Origin of the sequence: Geobacillus sp. DSP4a (genome assembly GCF_013096875.1) — a bacterium.
Taxonomy (GTDB): Bacteria; Bacillota; Bacilli; order Bacillales; family Anoxybacillaceae; genus Geobacillus; species Geobacillus thermophilus.
In genome coordinates, this window is the sequence record NZ_SDLD01000014.1 from 1 (window position 1) to 22,431 (window position 22,431).

Genomic DNA, 22,431 nt, shown 5'->3' on the forward strand with positions numbered 1-22,431 from the left:
TCCGACGTTGTACATGTTCTTGGCAATATGGCACAGTTCTCGAAGAGTCAAGTATTCTTCTTTGGTCAAACCATTTAGCTGTTGTTTGATACAAAAATACATTTTTTCACCTCCCATCTAACTATATTATACTATATTTTACTGAATCTATCCTAATTTTCAGCAAAATATAGTTAAGGCGATTCATCTCCCACTTACTCCGCTTCGCTTCGTTGAAGTGGGAGTCTTCTCGCCTAATTAAGATAAATCATATGCATCATCTAACGTTAATTTTCTTAATATTAAACGTTCAGTAGTAAGTGTAGGCAAATCCCCAAATACATCTTTAATCTTCAAATTCCTCAACCCTTTCTATACCTATATTTTAATATTCCTTCTGTGTCTTAAAACACTTATATAGGTGCAACCAAAACGTTTAACATATCTTTGACAGAAAAGCCTCTTATCGATTTTTCGACTGTCGAGGGCAAGCCTTTGCTTGCCTCCGTCACGCCAAGGCATGACGGACGACTGAACAACCACCCGCTTCTCAGACCCATACATGGGGCTGAAAGCGGTGTTGTTCGGTCACTCGACAGTCGGATGCAATGACCGGCAAAGACGAAAACAGCTGGTGCAGTAGCCTTTGTTCAAGCATTCTATCCTGCGTGCTTCCCTCAAGGGAGCGACATTCCGTAGTGCACCAGACTACTGGGGTCCGTCTATATATCGGACTTTTACGTACCATAGATACAACGACCTCATGACCCCAGCTGCAAGGAGACCATTCGACAGAAGGTTGTTTTCATCCTTCCGATGGTGACGAAATTTTTTTGTCATGGGAGTCTATGTAATACGTCGAGATCGGAAAAACGTTTCATCGCCTCTAAAAATCAAAGACCCAACGCCTTTTATGACGGCGTCAGGCCTTACAAGCGACTACAGTTCCCCGCTTAGACGGGAGTCTTTGTTCGTGAGCCGCAAAAAGATCAGGTAAACGAGTCCAATCGCGATCCAAATCAATCCGAGCTTTTTGCTGAGCGGGTCCAGGTTCATCCATACATAGCCGATGATAACAAAACCGATGAGCGGAAACAAGAGATGATTGATATAATCGTTACTCTTTTGTTTGCGCAAGAAATAGTTCATCACTGATACATGCAAAAAGAGGAAAGCCGTCAGGGCGCCAAAGTTGACAAGCGAAGCGAGTTTATCAATTTGTGAGGCGAACACCGTCGTGACAATGAGCGAAATCACAGCTACAAGCAATGTGCTGACGTATGGCGTTTGAAATTTCGGATGCACTTTAGCCAGCACACTGGGCAGTTTACGGTCGCGACCCATGCTGTACAAAATGCGAGAGATGGCTGCCTGGGCGACGAGCGCGTTTGCGATCCCCCACGAAAGCGCGGTAGCGACGATCGTTGTCCATTTTAACCATGGTCCGCCTGCCAGCTCCGCAATCTGATAAAACGCCACGTCCGCATTTTTAAACGTCGTATAATCAGGCCAAATGAGAGCAGCGACCCATGTTTGCACGATGAAAAGCGCACCGACAACGAGCAAAGCGAAAATGATCGCTTTGCCGATCGATGATTTCCCGTCCCTTGTTTCCTCAGCCAGCGTCGACACCGCATCAAAACCAAGGAAGCTCAAGACGGCCACCGACACCGCCCCCATCACCGTCCCCATGCTGAAATGGTTCGGATCGTACAACGGTTTGAACGTAAACTGCGCTCCATTGACGCCTTTTATAATCGCAATCATTCCTGTGATCACAAACACTGCAAGGACGATGAGCTCTAAAACAACAATCACTTTGTTCGCTTTGGCCGTCATCTCGATTCCAAGAATATTAATGATCGTATTCATGCCAATGAACAGAATGAGCCACACGGAAATCGGCACTTGCGGCACAATATCGGCTAAGGCAGCAGCGCTGACCAAATAGAGAAGAGCCGGAACGAAAATGTAATCAAGCAAAATGACCCAGCCTGCCATAAAACCGACATATTCATTCATTCCCCGCTGGGCGTAAGAATACACCGAACCAGCGATTGGAAACGCTTCGGCCATTCTAGCGTAGCTCAAGGCGGTGAAAATCATCCCCACCATTCCGATTAAGTATGCTAAGGCGACCATCCCTTTTGACCCTTGCGCTACATACCCGTAAATGCCGAAAGGAGCGATCGGCACCATGAACACCATTCCGTAAATCAACAAATCAACAAATGTGAGCGACCGTTTTAATTCCTGTTTATAACCGAGCGACTCAACCGATGTGTTCGTTTCAAGTTGCGCCATCGCCGTTCCCTCCTCAATCCTCAAATAGGCGGATGCCATACGCTTCAAGCACAAATCGCGGTACAAAGAAACGCGCCGTGACGAGCGGGTCAACGACTTGGCTGATTTGTGTCTGACCGGCAGCGCTGAGCACCATCGTCAAATGGTTCAGCGTCAACGGAGTATGCGGCAACAGCAAATCAACCATTTCCTCAACCGACTGTTTGACCGCTTCATCCAACGTTTTGGCCGAGACGATCGTCGCAATGCCATCATCGTTTTGCAACAGTGGATGGTTGAGCGAATATCCTTTCATCACCCGGACGGTGACCGTCACTTCCCCCGGGATTTCAATGCCCGACACACCGATTTCGCCGTCCCCCATCGCCGCATGCAAGTCACCCAATGCAAACAATGCACCTTTTACAAATACAGGAAAATAAACGGTTGCTCCTGTTGTAATGAGCTTTGTATCCATATTGCCTCCATGCGGCCCGGGCGTCCCGCACGACACATCCTCACCGCTCGGCGCTACCCCGATGACGCCAATCATTGGATTTAATGGAATAGAAAGATGCTCGTCAAATATAGCCCGGTTTTCTTCTACTGGAATCATTTTTGCCTCAAACTGCGGAATCCGGTCTCCAAGCACCCCGAGCCCTGGTCCGACAGCCATGACCCCCTGTCCTTTGAGGCGAATCTGTTCAATTTTTACCGCTAAAATGTCACCGGGTTCCGCCCCTTCAATATAGATCGGTCCGGTCGCCGGATTGATATGATTCCAATCGATCGAGTCAAACGGCGTTTCGCTTGAAGTAATTTGATTTTGGAAACAGTCGTACGTTTCGATGACAAACGTTTCCCCTGACTGGACTGTTCGAACCGGTTGGTGGTTTTTGCTAAATGAATAAATGGCCGTTGTGCATGGAACAAATGACATGTCCGCTTTCCTCCCTTTCGTTTTTGTCTCATTATAACAGGGAGCAAACAAACTGTTTTGCATTTTTTTGATTCATTTTTGTTACTTCTTTATTTTTTGAATTAATCGATAAATCTGAGTAAACAAGAAACCGCCAATCCCATTCCATGCTATGGCCTCCAGCACGTTATGGCGCATTCCCCATCGCCAGGCGATCACAAACAAACATACCCATCCGATCATGCCTATAACCCCCATCGGTTTCTCTCCTGTCCGTAAAGCAGCCAACCCAAAACACGAGGAGGCAAGCAAGGCGGTCGAAAACATGACCATCCGCATCGGAAGAAGAGGAGCAATAAAAAAGAGGGCTAGTACAAGCAAAAAAGAGATGACATATGTCCATGAGAGATGCCTGCTCCACCTGTGCCAAAAAATTTGCACAACGGAATGCAAGGAAAGGGATAAGCTAAGTGACAACGCCGCCAGAAAGGCAATAGTAAGCGGCCAAGCAATCAAGACAGAAGAATGAAGCAGCCACCGTTTCAGTATGGCGGCAGTCGAAGCGGCCGCCGCATACGGGACGCATAAGGCTGCGACGGCCAACGGAAGCGGAGCAAGGCAAAACGCGGCCATAGAAAACGTCAGCGCAACGCGTTCTTTTTTCAATATTGATGCAATATCCCATACATACTCGTCGGCCAACCATTGCCCGGCAGCCGCCGCCAGCACAGCCCAAAATAACACGAACAACGAAACCATGTTCACATCGAGGGAAGCTGGGACAGTGCGTACAATCATCTCATATTGCCGCGCCACACCACCCGTTAGATAATAGGCAAACGGAACCATTCCCATCACTATATAAACAATGTATAGCAGAACCGTTCCGATTTTCCGCATCCCCAACCAACCGGCGAGCACGGTAAACACGTACACATAGACGAACCAAATGAATAAAAAAGTCGGAGAAAAACGAAAGAGTTGCTGCAACAAATAGGCACATAACACGACAACGGTAAGCAGCCGGCCGATCGAAAGAAGGCGAACAAAAAACCGAAAGAAAAACAAAGCCCGCGCCGTAAAACAGCAGTCCGGCCAGCGATCCCCTTCCTTTGTTAGGGAACGATAGCGCACGGCCGCTGCTGAACGCCAAAGCACAAAAACGGCGGCCCATACCGCCATAGCCGTCACCACCCCCGCCGCCACTCCGCCATGAATAAAAGCATAGCATCCAAACAACAGCAGCTCCCCGGATGCAAAACGCAGTAACAGAGCATTGACCCCCTTGCTTAATCCAAGCGCCTCCGCTCCGATAAAACTGCGGCGACCAATATGCGGCACAGCAGCAAGCAGCAGTACGCATGCCATGAATAAAAGCATATACCAGTCCATTATCCATTGGTCTCCTTATACTTCGTAGGCGGGATGCCGACATATTTTCGAAACAAATGACTGAAATGATGTTGACTAGAAAATCCTGTCTCCTCAGCAATGCGTGCCATGGACCAATCCGGCTTTTTGGTCAACAGCTCTTTCGCCTTTTCAATCCGATATCGATTGACGTAATCCTTAAAATGGATGCCGATCTCCTCAACAAACAGCCTGCTCAAATAGGCTGGATGTACATGCACGGCAGCGGCTACCTCGGTTAAGCTGATTTTTTGCGCATAATGACAGTGCACATATTCGAGCGCCGCGCGGATGAGCGGGGACGAGACGAGCGCTTCCGGATGCTTTTGTTCAAATTTCGACAGCGCTTGATCAAACTCGCTCTCGATGAGCGGCTTCACCAAGTAGTCGAGCACTTCAAGCTGAATCGCCCGTTTGGCATAAGCAAAATCTTGGTAGGCTGTGATAATGATCAAGGCTAGATCGGGCTGTTTTTGTTTGAGCTCATAGGCCAAATCCAACCCGGACTGTCCAGGAAGGTGGATATCGATCAGCGCCAGCCGGAAGCGATGGGATGCGGCCAACCGTTTCGCCTCTGCGGCATCCTCCGCCGGCCATACTTCCCAATGCGGATATTTCCGCTTCACCAAATACGTGAGTTGTTCCAATTCTAAATATTCATCATCGACAATCAACACCTTCATCGTTTATCCCTCATCCCCTGGAACATACGGCCAAACGACAAGCGCCTCTGTCCACCCGCGCTCATCTTTTTGCAACACGAGCTGAGTTGGCAAATCAAACAAAAGAGCAAACCGCTTGCGCAAATTATCCAAGCCGACACCTCCATTCGCGATGGATAACTCCTTCCCTTCATTGCCATTATCGCAGACGCGCAAATATACCCAGTTGCCTTGGCGTCGAAAATCGATCGCCAAACATTTTTCACCCGCTTTTTTCTCAAGGCCATGTTTGAATGCGTTTTCCACCAGCGTTTGCAACGTATAAGAAGGAATGAGCGCACGCTCTCCATCCGGATCCATTTGCACCGACACCGACAGCCGTGAACCGAAGCGAAGTTGCTGCACCGCTAGATAGTTGCTTGTATGCGCCCATTCTTGTTTGAACGGAATAAGCGGCTGTTTCGTCTCATAGCTATCACGCAAAAACAGCGCAAAATGCTCCATTCCCCGAATCATTTCTTCATTTTTTCCTAAGCGCGCCAAGGATAAGAAAGCGTTCAACGCATTGAAAAAGAAATGCGGTCGGATTTGTTGATGGAGCTGCATATACTTGCTTTCTTGAAGTTCTTTTTCCAATCGAAGGCGCGCATGTTCCAACTGCCAATAATCCACTTCTTTTTCTGCTACCCCCAACAGCGCCAACACTGTCAACGATACAAGCGGCAACAATACGCTGAAAATGAGAATGAGATGAAATAATGGCTCGGCAATCATCAATATTCTCCCCGCCACTCGCAATGCTTTCCCATTTGTTTTTTCATTTTATCACAAATTTGTTCTTTCATTTGATCACAAAATAAATAGAGGCGGCGGTACAAGGCAAATGTTTCCCACATCCGCAAACTTATTTTTCCATCATCTTAGCTCCCATCCTATCCTCTCCCGGCAAAAAAACGCCCCAAAAGCGAATGCTTTTGGGACCGACTGATCATATTCCACTTTATCTCAACGGCGATCTTGCCATGCGAATATACGTATGGCGTCTGCCGCGAATGGCGATCGAATACGCCATAATATTCTCTGGAACAGCGATGCCATGATAGCCAGCGTCGCCGATATGATGTAGATCCGCCCCAGCCATTTTGCTTGCAAGCGCGATTTGACGAATCGTACTCTCGTCAGCTCCTTCTTGGCTTGTGCCGATCGTCAGCATCGCAAGCGCCCCATGTTCATGCGCCACCTGAACAAGCTTCTCTGTCTTGTCTAATGTCACCCCCGGCACCGTTCCAGGAGCCGGCATCAAAACGACATCCGCACCAGCGTGAATGAAACGCACCACCACTTCTTCCGATACGATCCCGCTTCCCGCTTCATCGGCAACGCCTGCCGCGTGCATTTTCCCAGCCATCACGAGAGCATCCTCGCCTAAAATGGACCGCGCCGTTTCGATGGCTTTCACAATCTCATCATTCGTCACGCCTGTTTTCGGGTTTCCGGTTAGGCAAACAAAATCAAATCCTAGCTGTTTTGCTTGTTGCAGCGACTCGGCCGTTGCCATTCTCCCTTTTGGCGGCGTCGCAAGCTCCTCAAGCTGTTTTGCATTTGGGTCAACCGGCTCCAAATTGACGCCAACCGGGCGCCCTGTCAACTGCTTTAACCGTTCCACCATTTGATTCGGTTCGTTCGTGTCCAACCCGTTCACAACCGGCCGGAACACATCGAACCAATTCAACAGCAACAAATCCGCCCCAAACGCCGTGGCCAGTTCGGCGTTGGTGACCGCCGGATACAGCGGCGCAAATTCCCCGACGACTTCCGCGACGATCACCCTGCCTTCTGACGCTTGAATCGATTGTTTTAACTGTTTTCCTGTCATCCGACGAAAATCGGAGGCGTTGCAATCCAACAGCCGCTTCACCGGAGCTCCCCCTTTCTGGCGTCCCTTAAAAGAACGGCTTCGTTGTTCCTTATTTTCTCATAGCGTTGGCCAGAAATTCGACATCCGTGCCAACGACCACTTGCAAATCCGTTTGGTTGAGGCGAAGCACGCCTTTCGCTCCCAAACGTTTCAATTCTGCTTCGTTGACTTTTGACATGTCTTTCACTTTTAGGCGCAAGCGTGTGACACAATTGTCAATTTGCGCGAGATTATCTTTTCCTCCTAACGCCTCGATATATTTTGCAGCAAGGTCCTCATATTTGACGCCCGACTGCGCGGCACCGCTGTCGGTAAACTCGCCTTCTACGTCGTCTTCACGCCCCGGTGTTTTTAAATCCAGCTTCGTAATCAAGAAATAGAAGACAACGAAATAGATCACGGCATAGATGAATCCTTGAACAATCAACAAATACGGTTTTTGCGCAATGCCGTAGTTTAAGAAAAAGTCAATCGCACCGGCTGAGAACGTAAACCCGTGATGGATATCAAGCGCCGTCGCCACCGCGAGCGACAAGCCGGTCAACACGGCATGAACGACGTACAAGAGCGGCGATAAAAACATAAACAAAAATTCAATTGGCTCCGTAATCCCGGTTAAAAATGACGTCAACGCCACGCCAAGGAGCGCGCCCGCGACCGCTTTGCGCCGCTCTTTTTTCGCCGCGGCGATCATCGCCAGCGCTGCCGCCGGGAGACCGAACATCATCACCGGGAAGAAGCCGGCCATAAAAATGCCCGCATCCGGGTCACCGGCGAAAAAGCGGCTTAAATCGCCAGTTTTGCCGTTATATTCGCCAAAGACAAACCAGACAAAACTGTTTAACACATGGTGCAATCCGACCGGAATCAGCAGCCGGTTTAAGAATCCAAAAATGCCGACGCCAACAGCACCGGCGCCAACGATCCAATGGCCGACCGCATTAATGCCGTCTTGAATCGGCGGCCAAATGTAGCCGAAAACGAGAGCAAGCACGAGCATAACAAGCGATGTCACGATCGGCACAAACCGCCGGCCGCCGAAAAAGCCGAGCCAGTCGGGCAACTTGATATCATGATAACGGTTGTATAAAAGCCCGGCGATCACCCCGGAGATCATGCCGCCTAATACAGACATGTTGATGTCTTTATCAATCGCGGCAGCGCCTTTCGTCAAAACAAAATAGCCGATCGCCCCAGCGAGTGCGGCGGCGCCGTTGCCGTCCTTTGAAAAGCCGATGGCGACGCCGATGGCGAAAATCAACGCCAAGTTGGAAAACACCGCATCACCTGCAGCAGCGATAAATGGAATATCTAATAAGTCCGGCTGGCCGAGCCGAAGCAACAATCCAGCCGCCGGCAAAACAGCAATCGGCAGCATTAACGCTTTTCCGAGACGCTGCAAAAATCCTAACATAACCATTCATTCCTCCCTTTTTATTTTCGCCGTTCCATTTCAACGATGAATTTGTACCGATCGCCGCGGTACACCGATTTGACGACTTCGAGCGGCCGGCCGTCGACAAGTTGCGTGCGGCGCTCAAGCAGCAACACCGGAGCCCCTTCTTTCATCTTCAGATGCTCCGCCTCCACCTTGCGGGCGACAGATGCTTCCAATGTTTGAACAGCGGAGCCGATGATCATCCCTTTTTCTTTTTCGATAAATTCATAGACGGAACCGCTTACAACATCACGCGTCAGCCCGGGAACAAGATGGACGGGAATGTAGAGCGTCTCCAGCGCCATCGGCGAACCGTCGGCTAAACGGAGGCGGCGAATTTCGTAAAGAGCGTCCCCTTCCTTAACAGCGAGCCATTCGGCCAGTTTCCCGGAAGCCGGCACCGTTTCAAAGCCAAGAACGATGGTGTCCGGCTCCATGCCGCGCGCCCGCATATCTTCGGAAAAGCTCGTCAGTCCTTTCAACGGCTGCTCGATTTTTTGGGCGGCGACAAATGTTCCTTTCCCGCGCCGGCGGATGAGATAGCCATCGTTCACTAAATTGTTGACCGCCTGCCGAACGGTCATCCGGCTGATGTCATACATTTCCGCCAACTCGCGCTCAGACGGGATCATCTCGCCCGGCTGCCACTCCCCTTTTTCGATCTTTTCTTTCATATATTGCTCGAGCTGATAGTAAATCGGAATCGGCGATTGTTTATCGATCATGGCGCATCCACCCGCCGCTTTTCCTTCGGAATGAGCGAGAGCGCCTCCCGGTCGGCGATGATCGTCACGTCCGGATGAAGGTGAAGCGCGGAAGCCGGCAAGTCCGGGGTGACAACGCCCTCTAAAAGCCGAGCCATGGCCTCTGCTTTTTCTCGTCCCGACGCCAACAGCACGAGGCGGCGGCTGCGCAAAATGGTCGCAATCCCCATCGTAATGGCACGGCGCGGCACGTCATCAAGCGATGGGAAAAAGCGGGCGTTCGCTTCCCGTGTCAACTCGGTCAGCTCGACGACGTGGGTGGCTGTCGAAAACGGCGTCCCAGGCTCGTTGAACCCGATATGGCCGTTGCGGCCGATGCCCAAGAGCTGCAAATCGATGCCGCCCACTTCATCGATGAGCCGTTCGTAGCGGCGGCATTCTTCGTCAAGATCAGCGGCCAAGCCGTTCGGCACATGCGTCTCGTGAAGCGGGATGTCAAGCTTTGAAAACAAATGCTCATTCATATAATGGCGATAGCTGTTCGGATGATCCGGACCAAGGCCGACATACTCATCCAAATTGACCGTGCGCACAAGCCGATACGATGTCCCATGCTGCCGATGATCGGCGGCCAATTCGCGGTACACGCCGAGCATCGTCGAGCCGGTCGCCAAGCCGAGAACGGCGTTCGGCTTTTCCTTGACTTGTTTGATGATGATGTCCGCCGCTTGGCGGCTCATCTCTGCGTAGTCAGCAGCTTTCAAAAGCTTCAAAGCCATCGCTCTTCACCCCTTTCATCCTGCTTGCGATAGGCAAGGGCGCCACGGCAAAACGTCATCATGACTTCATATCGTTCATTCAACACGACGACATCGGCGTCTTTGCCGGGCCGCAAGCTGCCTTTCCGATCAAGCACGCCAAGCTGTTTCGCCGGATTCCAGCTCGCCATGCGGATCACCTCTTCAAGCGTGCAGCCAGTATAATCGAGCACACGGCGGATGGCCTCGCCAAGCTTGAGCACGCTTCCCGCCAGCGTGCCATCGGCAAGCCGCGCCTCTTGGCCCCGAACAGTCACCTCTTGGCCGCCAAGTTCATATCGCCCATCACCTAGACATTTCGCCCGCATGGCATCGGTGATTAATATGAGCCCATCGCTTCCTTTATTCCGGTAAGCGAAGCGGACCATCGGCGGCGCGACGTGCAGCCCATCGGCGATCAGCTCGCACATCACTTCTTCAAACATAAGCACCGCACCGGCGACACCCGGTTCACGGTGATGGATGCCGCGCATCCCATTGAACAGGTGGGTCGCATGCGTCACCCCTGCATGGACCGCCGCTTTTACTTCGTCGTAAACGGCATCGGAATGGCCGATCGAAGCGATCACACCCGTCTGTTTCAAGTAGGAGGCAAGTTCCAGCCCCCCGTTCCGCTCCGGGGCAAGCGTGACAAGGCGGATATGGCCGCCCGCCGCCTTTTGCCAGTGCTGGAACAGTGAGATGTCCGGATCGGCGAGATGGCGCGGGTGCTGCGCCCCGGCGCGCTTCGGCGACAAAAACGGTCCTTCCAGATGAACACCGAGCACTTCGGCCGCTCCCGGCCTGTTCGCCTCCGCCATATAGCGAGCGACGTTGCGAAGCGCGGCTTCGATTTGTTCGCTTGGCGCTGTCATCGTCGTCGCCAAAAAGCTCGTCGTCCCTTCCGCCGGCAAGGCGTTGGCCATCTTGTAAAGCGCCTCCGGGGTCGCATCCATGACATCCGCCCCAGCCGCCCCATGAATATGGACATCGATGAATCCCGGCACGATGGAAAACCGTGAGGAAAGCTCGATCACTTCCGCCCCTGCATCAGTTGGGCACGACGACATCGGCCCGATCGCGGCCACTTTTTCCCCTTCGATCAGCACATACCCTTGTTCAATGTTTCCTGTTTCTGCATACACCGCGGCATTTTTCAATATCCACCGCTTCATCGCGATTCCCCACTTTCTGTATCTCATTATAACATTATATATTCTAGTTGTCTATACCACTAAAACAAATCCGTCAACCAGTTCGCTTCAGCATGAAAGAAGCAGGGAAGCCGTGGCTTCCCCGCTCTTCCAAACGGCGCTACGCTCCTTTCGGTCCGCGGGCCGGCAAATAAAACGAAAACGTCGTTCCTTCGTTCAGTTTGCTGTGAACGGTAATGAGCCCTTTATGCGCTTCGACGATGTTTTTGGCGATGGCAAGGCCTAACCCGGTGCCGGAACGGCCACGCGTGCGCGCTTTATCGGCTTTGTAAAACCGTTCAAACACAAACGGCAAATCCTCTTCGGGAATGCCGGAACCAGAGTCTTGGACATGGATCGTCACGCCGTCGCCGCTTGGTTCGATGATGAGGCGAACTGTGCCGCCCGATTCCGTATGGCGGATGGCGTTGTCAATTAAGTTCGTCAGCACCTGTTCGATCCGATCCGGATCGAGAGCGATTTCGATGTCCCGATCGCGAAACTCGGCTGTCAGCTCAATCTGCTTTTCTTTCGCCAGCCCGTAAAACTTGCGGATCACCCGCTCGATGTAAGGAACAAGCTTGACTTGTTCGTACTCTAGCTCGATATGGCCAGCTTCCATGCGCGCCAAGTCAAGCAAATCGTTAACAAGGCGGCCCATGCGCAGCGACTCGTCATAAATGACTTTCGCCATCTCTTTCTTCTCTTCTTCGCTCGCCGCGATATCGTCGATGATCGCCTCGCTGTAGCCTTGAAGCATGGCAATCGGCGTGCGCAATTCGTGCGAAACGTTGGCGATAAAGTCTTTGCGCAGCTTGTCAAGCCGCCGCTCTTCGGTCATGTCGCGCAAAACAGCCACCGCGCCGCGCACCATCGTTTTGCCGTACAGCGGCGTCATTAAAATGACCCACGTCCGCCCCTGCAGCGTCACTTCGGTCGATTGCTCCTTCTCCTCGCGAACGACGCGGGCGAACAGCTCTTTCACTTGCGGCGGCAACGGCGCCATCGCTTCCGCGTCGTTTCCTTGCTCAAAATACCACGCCTGCAAAAACCGCTCAGCCGGCGGGTTCGTAATCAAGATTTCCCCGTCGCGGTTAAACGTCAAGACGCCGTCGGCCATGCTGCTTAAAATGCTGGCGAGCTGTTCTTTTTCCTGGTTTAAGGCGTTGATGTTAAACTGCAGACGCCGTCCCATTTGGTTGAACGCCATCGCCAGCCCACCGATCTCATCGTTCGTTAAAATCGGCACTTTCATATCGAAATGGCCCCGCGCCATTTCGAACGCGGCTTGCCGCATTTTCCGGAGCGGAGCGGTGATGCGCGTCGACAAGAAAAAGGCAAAAAACGTCGTCATGACAATGGCGATAAACGCGGCAAGAAAAATGAGCTCTTTCGTCCGCTCCGTCGCGTCGGCGATCGCCTCGAGCGACTGATAGATAAACACAGCTCCTCGGCTGCCATCCGGCATCGACATCGGCACGCCGACAATGATCATATCACGGGGCAGCTTTTCTTTTGGATGCCGCTCCAGCATATACAAACGCTTTTTCACCGTTTTCCCATCTGTCAGCACACGCCGCAAGTCCCGATCTTGGCGGATCGACGACAGCGGCATATTGTCCAAACCAGCATCGCCAGGCGAATACCAATAGTGCGACTCATCGGCGACGATGACGGCTTTCGTTCGATTGTCCACAAGCGTCCAAGCGATCGAGCGGGCAAGCTGCTCATCGCGGTAATCGTGCATCACCTCGGCCACTTTTGTCGCCAGGCGGGTCAAGTCGTTTTCCGCTTCCTGCACATAATAATCTTCCAAAAATTTAATAAGCAAAATGCTTAAAATAAACAGCACGCACGAAACGAGCAACAAAATCGTAAACCATAGCTTGCCGACGACGCTGCGAAACAGCCACATCAGTCGTTCACTGCCTCAAACTTGTAGCCGACGCCCCAGACGGTGACGATCATTTTTCCCGCCTGCGGCGACGCTTTATTCAACTTTTCGCGCAACCGTTTAATGTGGGTGTCGACCGTGCGCAAGTCGCCGAAAAATTCGTAATGCCATACTTCCTTCAACAGCTGTTCGCGGTCGAACACTTTGTCGGGCGAGCGGGCCAGAAAGAGAAGCAGCTCATATTCTTTCGGCGTTAAGCTGACTTCCTTGCCGTCGACCGTCACCCGGTGGGCATCGTTGTCAATCGTCAAATGCGGAAACACAAGCACGTCTTTCGCCGTCGTCTCCACCGGCGCGTAGGGGGCGTTCGCCGCGCGGCGCAACAGCGCTTTTACGCGCAGCACGACTTCGCGCGGACTGAACGGCTTGACGATGTAATCATCCGTGCCGACTTCAAACCCTTGCACGCGGTTGGATTCTTCGCCTTTTGCCGTCAACATGATGATCGGCGTCGTTTTTTGCTCGCGGATTTCTTTGCACACCTCAATTCCATCTTTGCCCGGCAGCATCAGATCGAGCAAAATGACGTCATAATCATTCGTCAACGCCTTCTCCAACGCTTCATTGCCGTCGCCGGCCTCATCGATCACATAGTTTTCCCGCTCCAAATACATTTTCAAGAGCCGCCGGATGCGCTCTTCATCGTCAACCACTAAAATACGGATGGTTTTTTCTTGTTTTTCCAATGCTTTGCACCCTCCTATCATCAATGGAAACACTCCCTATTTTCTAGTTTACCGAAAAACCGGATGCTCGCCAACAGAGCATCCGGTTGTTTTCCATTATGTTCCGGCGTACGAGTGCAATCCCGCAATGACGAGGTTGACCGCCACTAAGTTAAACATAATAATGGCAAAGCCGATGACGGCGAGCCATGCCGACTTTTCACCATGCCAGCCTTTTGACAAACGAAGGTGCAAAAAGGCAGCGTAAAACAGCCAAGTGATCAGCGCCCATACTTCTTTCGGGTCCCAGCCCCAAAAACGCGTCCAGGCGATTTGCGCCCAAATCATGGCAAAAATGAGCGCCCCGAGCGTAAACACCGGAAAGCCGATCGCCACCGCCCGATAGCTGATCTCATCGGTCAGATCCAAGTTAACGTTCTTCACGAGCGGCTTGAGTGCGGCGGCAACGCGCTTGCGCAAGAGAAGCCGAAGCATGATGTACAGCGCCGTTCCGGCTATGAGCGACCAGATGACCGTATTGAGCTTTCTTGCATTGATGATCGCCGGCATCTCAACAAGCGGCTCCATGCGGCCGGCGCTTTCTTTCATAAGCTCCCCTTTGTGCGGCCCAACGAGCGCCGGCATATCGTAGATGACCTCAACCGTCTGCTTGTTTTTGTCGACCCACGTGAACTTCGCTTCATACCCAGAAAGACCGAACGCTGTCGAAACGATGACAAAGCCGAGCGTAGTAATTAAGCAAAACATGACCACTTCGAGCCAAAACGTCCGTTTCGACGGCTTCGATTGATCGACGACGCGAATCAAATAGATGAGCCCAGCGACAAAGCTGATGGCCAAAATCGCTTCACCAGCCGCCGCCGTCGTCACATGGATGTGCAGCCAATCGCTTTGCAAGGCGGGAATGAGCGGCGAAATTTCCCGCGGAAACATGCTCGCATAGGCGATGATCAGCAACGCGACCGGAAGCGCAAACAGGCCGAGCACGCTCAACCGGTAAATGAAATAAACAATGATAAAAGCAGCGACAAGCATCATGCCGAAAAACGTTGTAAACTCGAACAAATTGCTCACCGGAGCATGCCCGGCAGCGATCCAGCGCGTGATGAAATACCCGACCTGGGTGAGAAAACCGATGATCGTCACGGCAATGCCAAGCTGCGACCAACGATCCTTTCCTTGCCGCTCCTTCCGTTTGTCGCGAATGGCGCCGCCAAAAAAAAACGTGCCGATCAAATATAACACAAACGAAATATAGAGCAATGTGCTGCTAAGCTGTGCCATGCGCTTGTCCTCCTTGTCCGGCTTTTTTCTCTTCCTCGAGCCGATCGGCCGGCATCGTTAAGCCGGTGCCGTCAAGCAGGCGGCGCAGCTCGTTTTTCAAGCCGAACCAGTTTTTATTCGTATGTGCGGCGATCCATAGCTCGCCGTTCACCCGCTGCACCCAAATGCGGCGGTGATTCCAATACATTCCTTGGATGAGCCCGATCATGAAAATCGCGCCGCCCACCCCTAAAATCCAAAGCGTGAAATCGCGGCGGACGGTCAAGCCGGAGACATTGCGCGTCTCAAGCCCCGCGAACGCCATTTTGTACTTGTTGTTGCCAAACGGTTCGATCGTTTGTTGGATGGCGACGAAGCTGACTTCCCCTTTCGGACGGTCCGGCGCATACATTTTAAAGACGAACGCCGGATTGTTCGGCACGCGCGATTTTGTCGACGGGTTGCCGTCTTCGTCAAACTCAAAGTCAGGAAAATAGCTTAATAGCTCGACGCGATACCCCCGTCCGAGGTCGTACGTTTCTTTTGGATCGTACAAGTCGATCGCTACCGTGCCGAACGTTTTTCCCGACTGTTTATCCGCCAGTTGGAACGACATCGTTTTCGGCTCGTTCAGCCGGAAATCGACTTGATAGAGTGCGTAATGGTTGAATTTCAGCGGTTCGTTGACGCGAATCGAATATTCTTTCACCTTTTCGAGCTTCGGTTTGGCGCCGGCGACTGTCGGGTCGACGCGCTTATACAAGACGACATTTGTCTGATAGTTTTCCGCAATCATGCCATCGCCGACACGGTCGATGGCGGCATTAAACACTTCATTGTCTTCACCTTTTTTGTACGTGTCAAAAATAAACTTTTCACTTTTTAAAAAGTACTGGCCGTCAGTCCCTGGGATTTCTTTCGTTTCCCCTTCGCGAATCCACATCACCTCATCAATGTACATGCCCGGCACCGAGCGAAGCATGGCCCCGATTAAGAAGATGATCAGGCCAACATGGTTCACATACGGTCCCCAGCGGGAAAAGCGCCCTTTTTCGGCGAGCAGATGGCCGCCTTCTTCGCGGATGCGGTATCGTTGCTTGGCGAGCCGCTCTTTCAGCAGAGCGACCGCCTTGTCCATATCGCCGACGCGCGAAACGCCAAACAACCGCTGCCGCTCCAAGAAATGCGGATGGCGCTTCACCCCTTGCCGCTTCAAGGCGCGGTAAAGCGGAACGACCCGGTCCAAGCTGCAAATGACAAGCGAAACGCCGATTAAGGCGATGAGCAAAATGTACCACCATGAGCCGTACAAGTTGTTAAAGCCGAGCTCATAATACAGCTTCCCTGCCCAACCGTACTGCTCTTCGTAGTATTCAGCCGGATTCACGTTCGGCGGGATATACATTTCTTGCGGAAAAATCGTACCGACGGCCGAAGCGATGAGCGTGATGACGATGAGCGCTACCCCAACTTTGACCGAGGAGAAAAACGCCCAAATTTGGTCGATGAATGTTCGCTTGTACGTTTGCGACCGGCGGGCGCTTCCTTCGTAGCGCATGTCCAAAATCAGTTTTTCTCCCAAATCAGCAAGCGGCTTGCCGCACGACTCACAAAACGCCGTGCCGTGCGGATTGACATGGCCGCATTCGCATTTGACGTGTTCCATGGCGCAAAACTCCTTACGGTTTGATGCTTTCCAAATGGCGTTGAATGTCTGCTTTTGTCATCGCGCCGGTGATGATTTTCTTCACTTCGCCGTTTTTGTCAATCAAAAACGTGGTTGGCAGCGGGCCGACATTATAGGCGTTCAACACTTGATCTTGACGGTCGATCACAATCGGAAATGTCAGGCCGAACCGTTCCGCGAACTTTTCAACGCTCAACTTCGGTTCACCGACATTGACAGCCAAAATTTCAACCCCTTGTTTTTTGTAAATCGGGTACAGCTCGTTCATATACGGCATCTCCCGCTCGCACGGCTTGCACCACGTTCCCCAAAAGTTCAAAAAAACGCCTTTGCCGCGATAGTCTGAAAGACGATGTTCATGCCCTTTCAAATCGGTCAGCACAAAATCAGGCGCCGTCGAACCAACAGCGACAGCCGTTTTCTCCGTGAAAAAATTCGTGTAAATCGTATAGCCGATCGCCGCCAAAAGCACGAGCAAAATAACCGTTCTCATCACTAAGCGCTGTTGTTTTTTCATCGTTCAAACCCCTTTACGTTTCTCCTCCCCCACAGCCAACGGTAGAGGGGAGGCAAGCGGTTCACAATCTCCCATTTTCCATTATAGCAAAGTTTTATTCAGCCTGCTGTGCAAGGATATGAACGTTATGTGACAATCTTCGTCATTTTCGCCCGCCGGATTGGGCAAGGACGCGCAGCAGCTTCACCTCGTGCGGTGTCAGCTCGCGGTATTCGCCGGGACGAAGCCCTTTTAAATCAAGAAACGCATACCGTTCGCGCTTCAGTTTCATCACTTCACAGCCGATCGCCTCAAACATGCGGCGCACTTGCCGGTTCCGCCCTTCATGGATGCGGATTTCGACAATCGCCGTCCGCTTTTTTCGGTCAGCGGAGAGCAGTTTCACCTTCGCCGGCGCCGTCATGCCGTCTTCCAGCATCACCCCTTGCTCGAGCTGCTTCAGCTGCTCGCGCGTCGGGATGCCTTTCACTTTCGCAACGTATACTTTCTCGATTTCATAGCGCGGATGCATGAGCAAGTTGGCGAAATCGCCGTCGTTCGTCAGCAAAAGCAGCCCGGACGTATCATAGTCGAGCCGCCCGACTGGGTAAATGCGTTTGTCCAAATCCTTGAAAAAATCGGTCACCACTTTGCGCCCTTTGTCATCTTTGACGCTCGAGATGACGCCGCGCGGCTTGTACAGCAAATAATACACCGGCTCCTCGCGCTCGACCGGAATGCCGTCGACTTCGACCTCATCTCGCGGTCCGACCTTGACGCCAAGCTCCGTGACAACGCGGCCGTTGACTTTCACCCGCCCTTGCAAAATCATTTCTTCCGCCTTGCGCCTTGATGCCAAACCAGCGCGGGCAATCACTTTTTGCAGCCGTTCCATTCTCTCTCACCTCTTTCATCATCTTACCCTTTCCGTCTAACAGATACAAGCGCGGCACTTTTATTTTTCACCTTTCCCGCTCCCTTTGCAAACAAAAAACCCGCCGAACGGCGGGAACGAAAAAAGGCGCCGCTAGCGCCCGAATACAAACAAAACGATGAAAACAGAAACAATAAAGCTGAGAATGTCGGCCAAAATGCCGACTTTTAACGCATCGCCCATTTTTTTGACGCCGACGGCGCCAAAATAGACGGTGAGCACGTAAAGCGTCGTCTCCGTACTGCCTTGGATCGTAGAAGCAAGGCGCCCGATGAACGAATCCGGGCCGTAAGTAGCGATCAAATCGGTCGTCATGCCGAGCGCCGCCGTGCCGGAAAGCGTGCGGAGAGCCGCAAGCGGAACGACTTCGGCCGGCAGTCCAATGGCATCAGCCAGCGGTTTGATCACTTCCATCATGGCATCAAGCGCCCCTGAGGATCGGAAAATGGCGACCGACACCAACATGCCGACCAAATACGGGATGAGCGAAAACGCGATCTCGATCCCTTCCTTGCCGCCTTCCACAAACGCTTCGTACGTCGGCACTTTCTTTGCTGTACCGTAAAGCAAAATAAAAGCAATGAGCGCAGGGATCAGCCAAACAGAAAGAAGTTGGACGATGGCCATTATGGCTTCCTGCCTTTCCGCATCCGTTTCCAATAATAATATCGGTCAATCAATACGGCTCCGATCGTGGAGATGGCCGAGGCAACAACGGTCGTGCCGATAATCTCGCCCGGCGACGCCGATCCGTACGTCATGCGGATCGAAATGACGGTCGTCGGAATGAGCGTAATGCCTGATGTGTTCATGGCCAAAAACGTCACCATCGATCGGCTAGCCTCGTCGCGGCCGCCGTTGAGCTTTTTTAGCTGCTCCATCGCCTTTATGCCCATCGGCGTCGCCGCATTGCCAAGGCCGAACATGTTGGCGACCATATTCGAGACGATATAGCCGAGCGCGGGATGGCCGGGCGGCACCTCTGGAAACAAGCGGCGTACGAGCGGCATAAACAGGCGCGCCGCTTTGTCAAGCAAGCCGGCGCGTTCAGCGATCGCCATCAGCCCGAGCCAAAACACTAAAATGCTGACCATGCCGATGCTGATCGTCACCGCTTCTTTGGCGCTTTCAAACACCGCTTTGTTCACTTCGTCCATCGTGCCGTTGGCCGCCGCAAAGACGATGCCAATGACCGCCATCATCACCCAAATGAGGTTAACCATCGCTTCTCACACCTAAAAAGCGAAATACTTGCCATAAAAACCCTCGGCCGCTTCCTTCCTTTCCCGGTTCATACAGCAGCGGCACCGAATCAACCGCCTTTTGATGCAAATAAAGCACCGCCTTTCCGACCTCTGTCGGCGCCCGTTCTGGGTATTTTTCCCATCCCTTGCGCGGCTTCAACAAATATACTTTCACCCGCAGCTCTCCCGTCTCCTGTTCGGTCACCGGATATTGCAAATCGCGGGCTGCACGCAGCCGCCCTTTGTAAAACGGATCGGAAATTTTCTTCACGACCCGCTCGCCGCGGACTTTTGCGATATGGTAGTTGGAAAACCCGTACTCATACATGGCGATATGATCGTTCCAGTCGTCCGGAGCGTCCAACGTCACCGCGATCAAATCGACCCCATCTTTCGACGCCGTTGTCACAAGCGTGCGGTGCGCCCGTTTCGTATAGCCGGTTTTGCCGCCGGTGCAATATTCGTAAAGGCTTGTCAGCAGCTTGTTTTTATTCCGCCATACGCGCGCGCCGTCCTCACCGGGCGGGGCGGGGGCGCGGTACACTTTCGTTCCGGAAATGCGGCGAAACTCTTCGTTTTTCATCGCGTATTGCATGAGCAACGCCATATCATAGGCCGTTGAGTAATGGTTTTCCGCATCGTCCAATCCGTGCGGATTGGCAAACTCTGTGTCGCGCATCCCGATTTCAGCCGCCTTTTTGTTCATTAAAAACACAAACCCCTCGACGCTGCCGCCGACATGCTCTGCGATGGCAACCGCGGCGTCATTGCCGGAACGAAGCATCAGCCCGTACACTAAGTCGCGCAGCTTGATTTTCTCTCCTTCGCGCAAATAAATTGATGATCCTTCCGTCCGAACGGCGCGGGCGCTGACGGTCACCATGTCGTCAAGCTTCCCGGACTCGATGGCCAAAATGGCGGTCATAATTTTCGTGATGCTGGCAATGCGCCGCTTCGTATAGGCGTCTTTCGCAAACAAAATCCGTCCGGAATGCTGTTCTATTAAAATGGCGCTTTTTGCGCTCACCCCGTCCATGGCGTTCGTCTGCCGTGGAACGCATGATATCATCCCTGCAGCGAGGACCATAAGGCAAATGAGCCGCTTCCACCTTTTCATCCGATACCGGCGAGGATCCCCCTCCTTCGGCAAGCAGGGAGGAATCGCCTGTTCCTCCTTTCCATTCAACCTGAAATGAGCGCAATAGAGGGAAGATCGCGACACACCAAGGCCATGTTCTGTACAAGTGTATGCGCCGGTGGGACAAATATGATGAAAAAATATGGCCGTAGAAGCGTTCGCAGGCTTCCACCAGATGAAGGATGGGACTACACGTGCAACACCTAGAGCAAACCGCATCGCGTTTTCGGCAAAACCGCCCTCCTAGACAAGGAGCCGGCTTTTACCCCTCAAAAAACAGGCGGGGGTCCCCCCGCCTGTTTAAAATGGCTGCCAGCGCAGCTTCCGCGCCTCATGAAAACGCGCTTCGACATCGCGCCAATTGACGACGTTCCACCAATGTTCGATGTATGCCGCCCGGTCGTTTTTATATTGCAAGTAATAGGCATGCTCCCACACATCGAGCACAAGAAGCGGAATCGTATCCCATTGCGCCATGAGCTGGTGTTTTTCCGCCTGCAAAATTTCGAGCCGATGCGCCCGCGGCGCCCAAACGAGCAGCGCCCAGCCGACCCCTTCGGCGCTTTTGGCCGCTTCGGTAAAATGGCGCCGGAACGCAGCAAAACTGCCAAAATCGCGTTCCAGTTGCGCCCGCAGCTCTCCGCGCGGTTCGCCGCCGCCTTCCGGATGCATATTATACCAAAAAATGGTATGCAAATAATGCCCCGAACCGTGGAACGCCGCTTCCCGCTCCCAATGCTTCAGCAGTTCAAAATTGTTCGTCCGGCGCGCTTCGGCCATCATGCGCTCCGCCTTGTTCAGACCATCGACGTAGCTTTGATGATGCTTCGTATGGTGAAGGCGCATAATTTCTTCGGAAATATGGGGTTCAAGCGCATCATAGCTGTACGGCAAAGGCGGCAGCACATGCCTGCCGGGCGGGATCGGCTGTTGCCGTTCACCATCGGCCTCGCCTTCCTCTTGCCGCTGCTCTTCGTCAATCGTCTTTTCCTTGTGCAACTGCCCGCCATCAGCGGAATCCGCCGATGAGGATGCAATCGGCTCCGCCCGTTCCGCCGCCGCGGCCGGCTCTTGTTCGGTATCTCCCCCGTGTGTGACGATCTCCTCAACGCTTGGTTCTCCGCCGCCTTCCTGCTCAAGCAAAACGGCTGCTTCTTCCCGCCGCGGCGAGTTTTCCTCCTGTCCGCCGGCTACTGGTTCGACAAGGCGAACGGCTCGAACATACACATCGTCAACAAGGCGTTGCAGTTGACCAATCTCCTCCTCCGTCCACTCGCCGTCGTGTTCTTCAATGCGCGCCAACAAAGAAGAAAGGCCGATGTCATCCGCCGCTCCGCGCGCGGATAGGGCGTGCTCCATTTGTCTCCCCCACTCAGCCGCTTCGATGGCATAATGGCGAAGCGCAGCGGCGTACACGTCATCCACAAGGCGCGTGAGTTCGCGGATTGCCTCTTCCGTCCACGCTCCGTCATGTTCGGCGATAAACTTCAGCAGCGCCGAAGCGCCATCAGTGCTTGCCCCGCGCAGCGCCAGCACCTGCTTGACCTGTTCTCCCCATTCGTTCACCTCAGCCGCATACCGGGCGAATAACGTTTGGTCGTCCATTTGGTAAAAACCTCCTCCTGCTTTTTTCGCCATATCGTATGCCTGCTTGCGGAAATCGTTCTTGTCCGCATTCACCCAAATTTTTGGCTGCTCATACATATAGGAGCGAGGCCATACTCAG

General features: G+C 52.7%; 20 protein-coding genes. All 20 read right to left on the minus strand.

Going from position 1 to position 22,431, the window contains the following annotated elements:
* Window positions 1–918: 918 nt before the first annotated feature.
* The 20 genes from ETC02_RS06670 to ETC02_RS06765 all read right to left on the minus strand — a co-directional run bounded on the left by ETC02_RS06670 (window position 919) and on the right by ETC02_RS06765 (window position 22,310).
* A complete protein-coding gene (locus ETC02_RS06670; RefSeq protein WP_014196229.1) occupies window positions 919–2,283 on the minus strand; it encodes an APC family permease in 1,365 nt (454 codons plus the stop codon).
* Window positions 2,284–2,296: 13 nt separating this feature from the next.
* Complete coding sequence (locus ETC02_RS06675; RefSeq protein ID WP_041470264.1) at window positions 2,297–3,202, minus strand: acetamidase/formamidase family protein; 906 nt, start codon at window positions 3,200–3,202, stop codon at window positions 2,297–2,299.
* Between the two features lie 81 nt (window positions 3,203–3,283).
* The gene (locus tag ETC02_RS06680) at window positions 3,284–4,573 is read right to left on the minus strand and encodes a hypothetical protein (RefSeq protein WP_063210890.1); all 1,290 of its coding nucleotides are present in this window, start codon (window positions 4,571–4,573) and stop codon (window positions 3,284–3,286) included.
* Entirely contained in the window at window positions 4,573–5,274 is a 702-nt protein-coding gene (locus ETC02_RS06685; RefSeq protein WP_011231754.1) for a response regulator transcription factor, read from the minus strand. Before ETC02_RS06685 ends, ETC02_RS06680 begins: the two co-directional genes overlap by 1 nt.
* A gap of 3 nt (window positions 5,275–5,277) precedes the next feature.
* A complete protein-coding gene (locus ETC02_RS06690) occupies window positions 5,278–6,027 on the minus strand; it encodes a sensor histidine kinase (RefSeq protein WP_012820711.1) in 750 nt (249 codons plus the stop codon).
* Between the two features lie 226 nt (window positions 6,028–6,253).
* The gene (locus ETC02_RS06695) at window positions 6,254–7,171 is read right to left on the minus strand and encodes a DUF7916 family protein (RefSeq protein ID WP_050367481.1); all 918 of its coding nucleotides are present in this window, start codon (window positions 7,169–7,171) and stop codon (window positions 6,254–6,256) included.
* A gap of 49 nt (window positions 7,172–7,220) precedes the next feature.
* On the minus strand, window positions 7,221–8,585 hold the full coding sequence (gene nagE / locus ETC02_RS06700) for an N-acetylglucosamine-specific PTS transporter subunit IIBC (protein WP_063210908.1): 1,365 nt from the start codon (window positions 8,583–8,585) through the stop codon (window positions 7,221–7,223).
* Window positions 8,586–8,605: 20 nt separating this feature from the next.
* Entirely contained in the window at window positions 8,606–9,334 is a 729-nt protein-coding gene (locus ETC02_RS06705) for a GntR family transcriptional regulator (protein WP_050367482.1), read from the minus strand.
* Complete coding sequence (gene nagB / locus ETC02_RS06710) at window positions 9,331–10,092, minus strand: glucosamine-6-phosphate deaminase (protein ID WP_050367483.1); 762 nt, start codon at window positions 10,090–10,092, stop codon at window positions 9,331–9,333. Before nagB ends, ETC02_RS06705 begins: the two co-directional genes overlap by 4 nt.
* Entirely contained in the window at window positions 10,083–11,285 is a 1,203-nt protein-coding gene (gene nagA / locus ETC02_RS06715; protein ID WP_050367484.1) for an N-acetylglucosamine-6-phosphate deacetylase, read from the minus strand. Before nagA ends, nagB begins: the two co-directional genes overlap by 10 nt.
* A gap of 139 nt (window positions 11,286–11,424) precedes the next feature.
* Window positions 11,425–13,218 (minus strand): ATP-binding protein, encoded by a 1,794-nt coding sequence (locus ETC02_RS06720; protein ID WP_063210893.1) that lies wholly within the window; start codon window positions 13,216–13,218, stop codon window positions 11,425–11,427.
* Window positions 13,218–13,943 (minus strand): response regulator transcription factor, encoded by a 726-nt coding sequence (locus tag ETC02_RS06725; RefSeq protein WP_483299729.1) that lies wholly within the window; start codon window positions 13,941–13,943, stop codon window positions 13,218–13,220. The genes ETC02_RS06720 and ETC02_RS06725 overlap by 1 nt, the downstream gene beginning before the upstream one ends.
* A 96-nt stretch (window positions 13,944–14,039) precedes the next feature.
* Window positions 14,040–15,227, minus strand: a complete 1,188-nt coding sequence (gene ccsB, locus ETC02_RS06730; RefSeq protein ID WP_033008281.1) for a c-type cytochrome biogenesis protein CcsB — start codon at window positions 15,225–15,227, stop codon at window positions 14,040–14,042.
* The gene (locus tag ETC02_RS06735; RefSeq protein WP_063210895.1) at window positions 15,214–16,872 is read right to left on the minus strand and encodes a cytochrome c biogenesis ResB family protein; all 1,659 of its coding nucleotides are present in this window, start codon (window positions 16,870–16,872) and stop codon (window positions 15,214–15,216) included. Before ETC02_RS06735 ends, ccsB begins: the two co-directional genes overlap by 14 nt.
* A gap of 13 nt (window positions 16,873–16,885) precedes the next feature.
* Complete coding sequence (resA, locus tag ETC02_RS06740) at window positions 16,886–17,410, minus strand: thiol-disulfide oxidoreductase ResA (RefSeq protein ID WP_063210897.1); 525 nt, start codon at window positions 17,408–17,410, stop codon at window positions 16,886–16,888.
* Between the two features lie 142 nt (window positions 17,411–17,552).
* Complete coding sequence (locus ETC02_RS06745) at window positions 17,553–18,284, minus strand: pseudouridine synthase (RefSeq protein ID WP_063330668.1); 732 nt, start codon at window positions 18,282–18,284, stop codon at window positions 17,553–17,555.
* 132 nt (window positions 18,285–18,416) lie between these two features.
* On the minus strand, window positions 18,417–18,950 hold the full coding sequence (locus ETC02_RS06750; RefSeq protein WP_171698143.1) for a spore maturation protein: 534 nt from the start codon (window positions 18,948–18,950) through the stop codon (window positions 18,417–18,419).
* Entirely contained in the window at window positions 18,950–19,546 is a 597-nt protein-coding gene (locus ETC02_RS06755) for a nucleoside recognition domain-containing protein (protein ID WP_171698144.1), read from the minus strand. The genes ETC02_RS06750 and ETC02_RS06755 overlap by 1 nt, the downstream gene beginning before the upstream one ends.
* The gene (locus ETC02_RS06760; RefSeq protein WP_171698145.1) at window positions 19,539–20,684 is read right to left on the minus strand and encodes a D-alanyl-D-alanine carboxypeptidase family protein; all 1,146 of its coding nucleotides are present in this window, start codon (window positions 20,682–20,684) and stop codon (window positions 19,539–19,541) included. Before ETC02_RS06760 ends, ETC02_RS06755 begins: the two co-directional genes overlap by 8 nt.
* Before the next feature lie 321 nt (window positions 20,685–21,005).
* Window positions 21,006–22,310, minus strand: a complete 1,305-nt coding sequence (locus ETC02_RS06765; RefSeq protein WP_171698146.1) for a superoxide dismutase — start codon at window positions 22,308–22,310, stop codon at window positions 21,006–21,008.
* Between the last annotated feature and the right edge of the window lie 121 nt (window positions 22,311–22,431).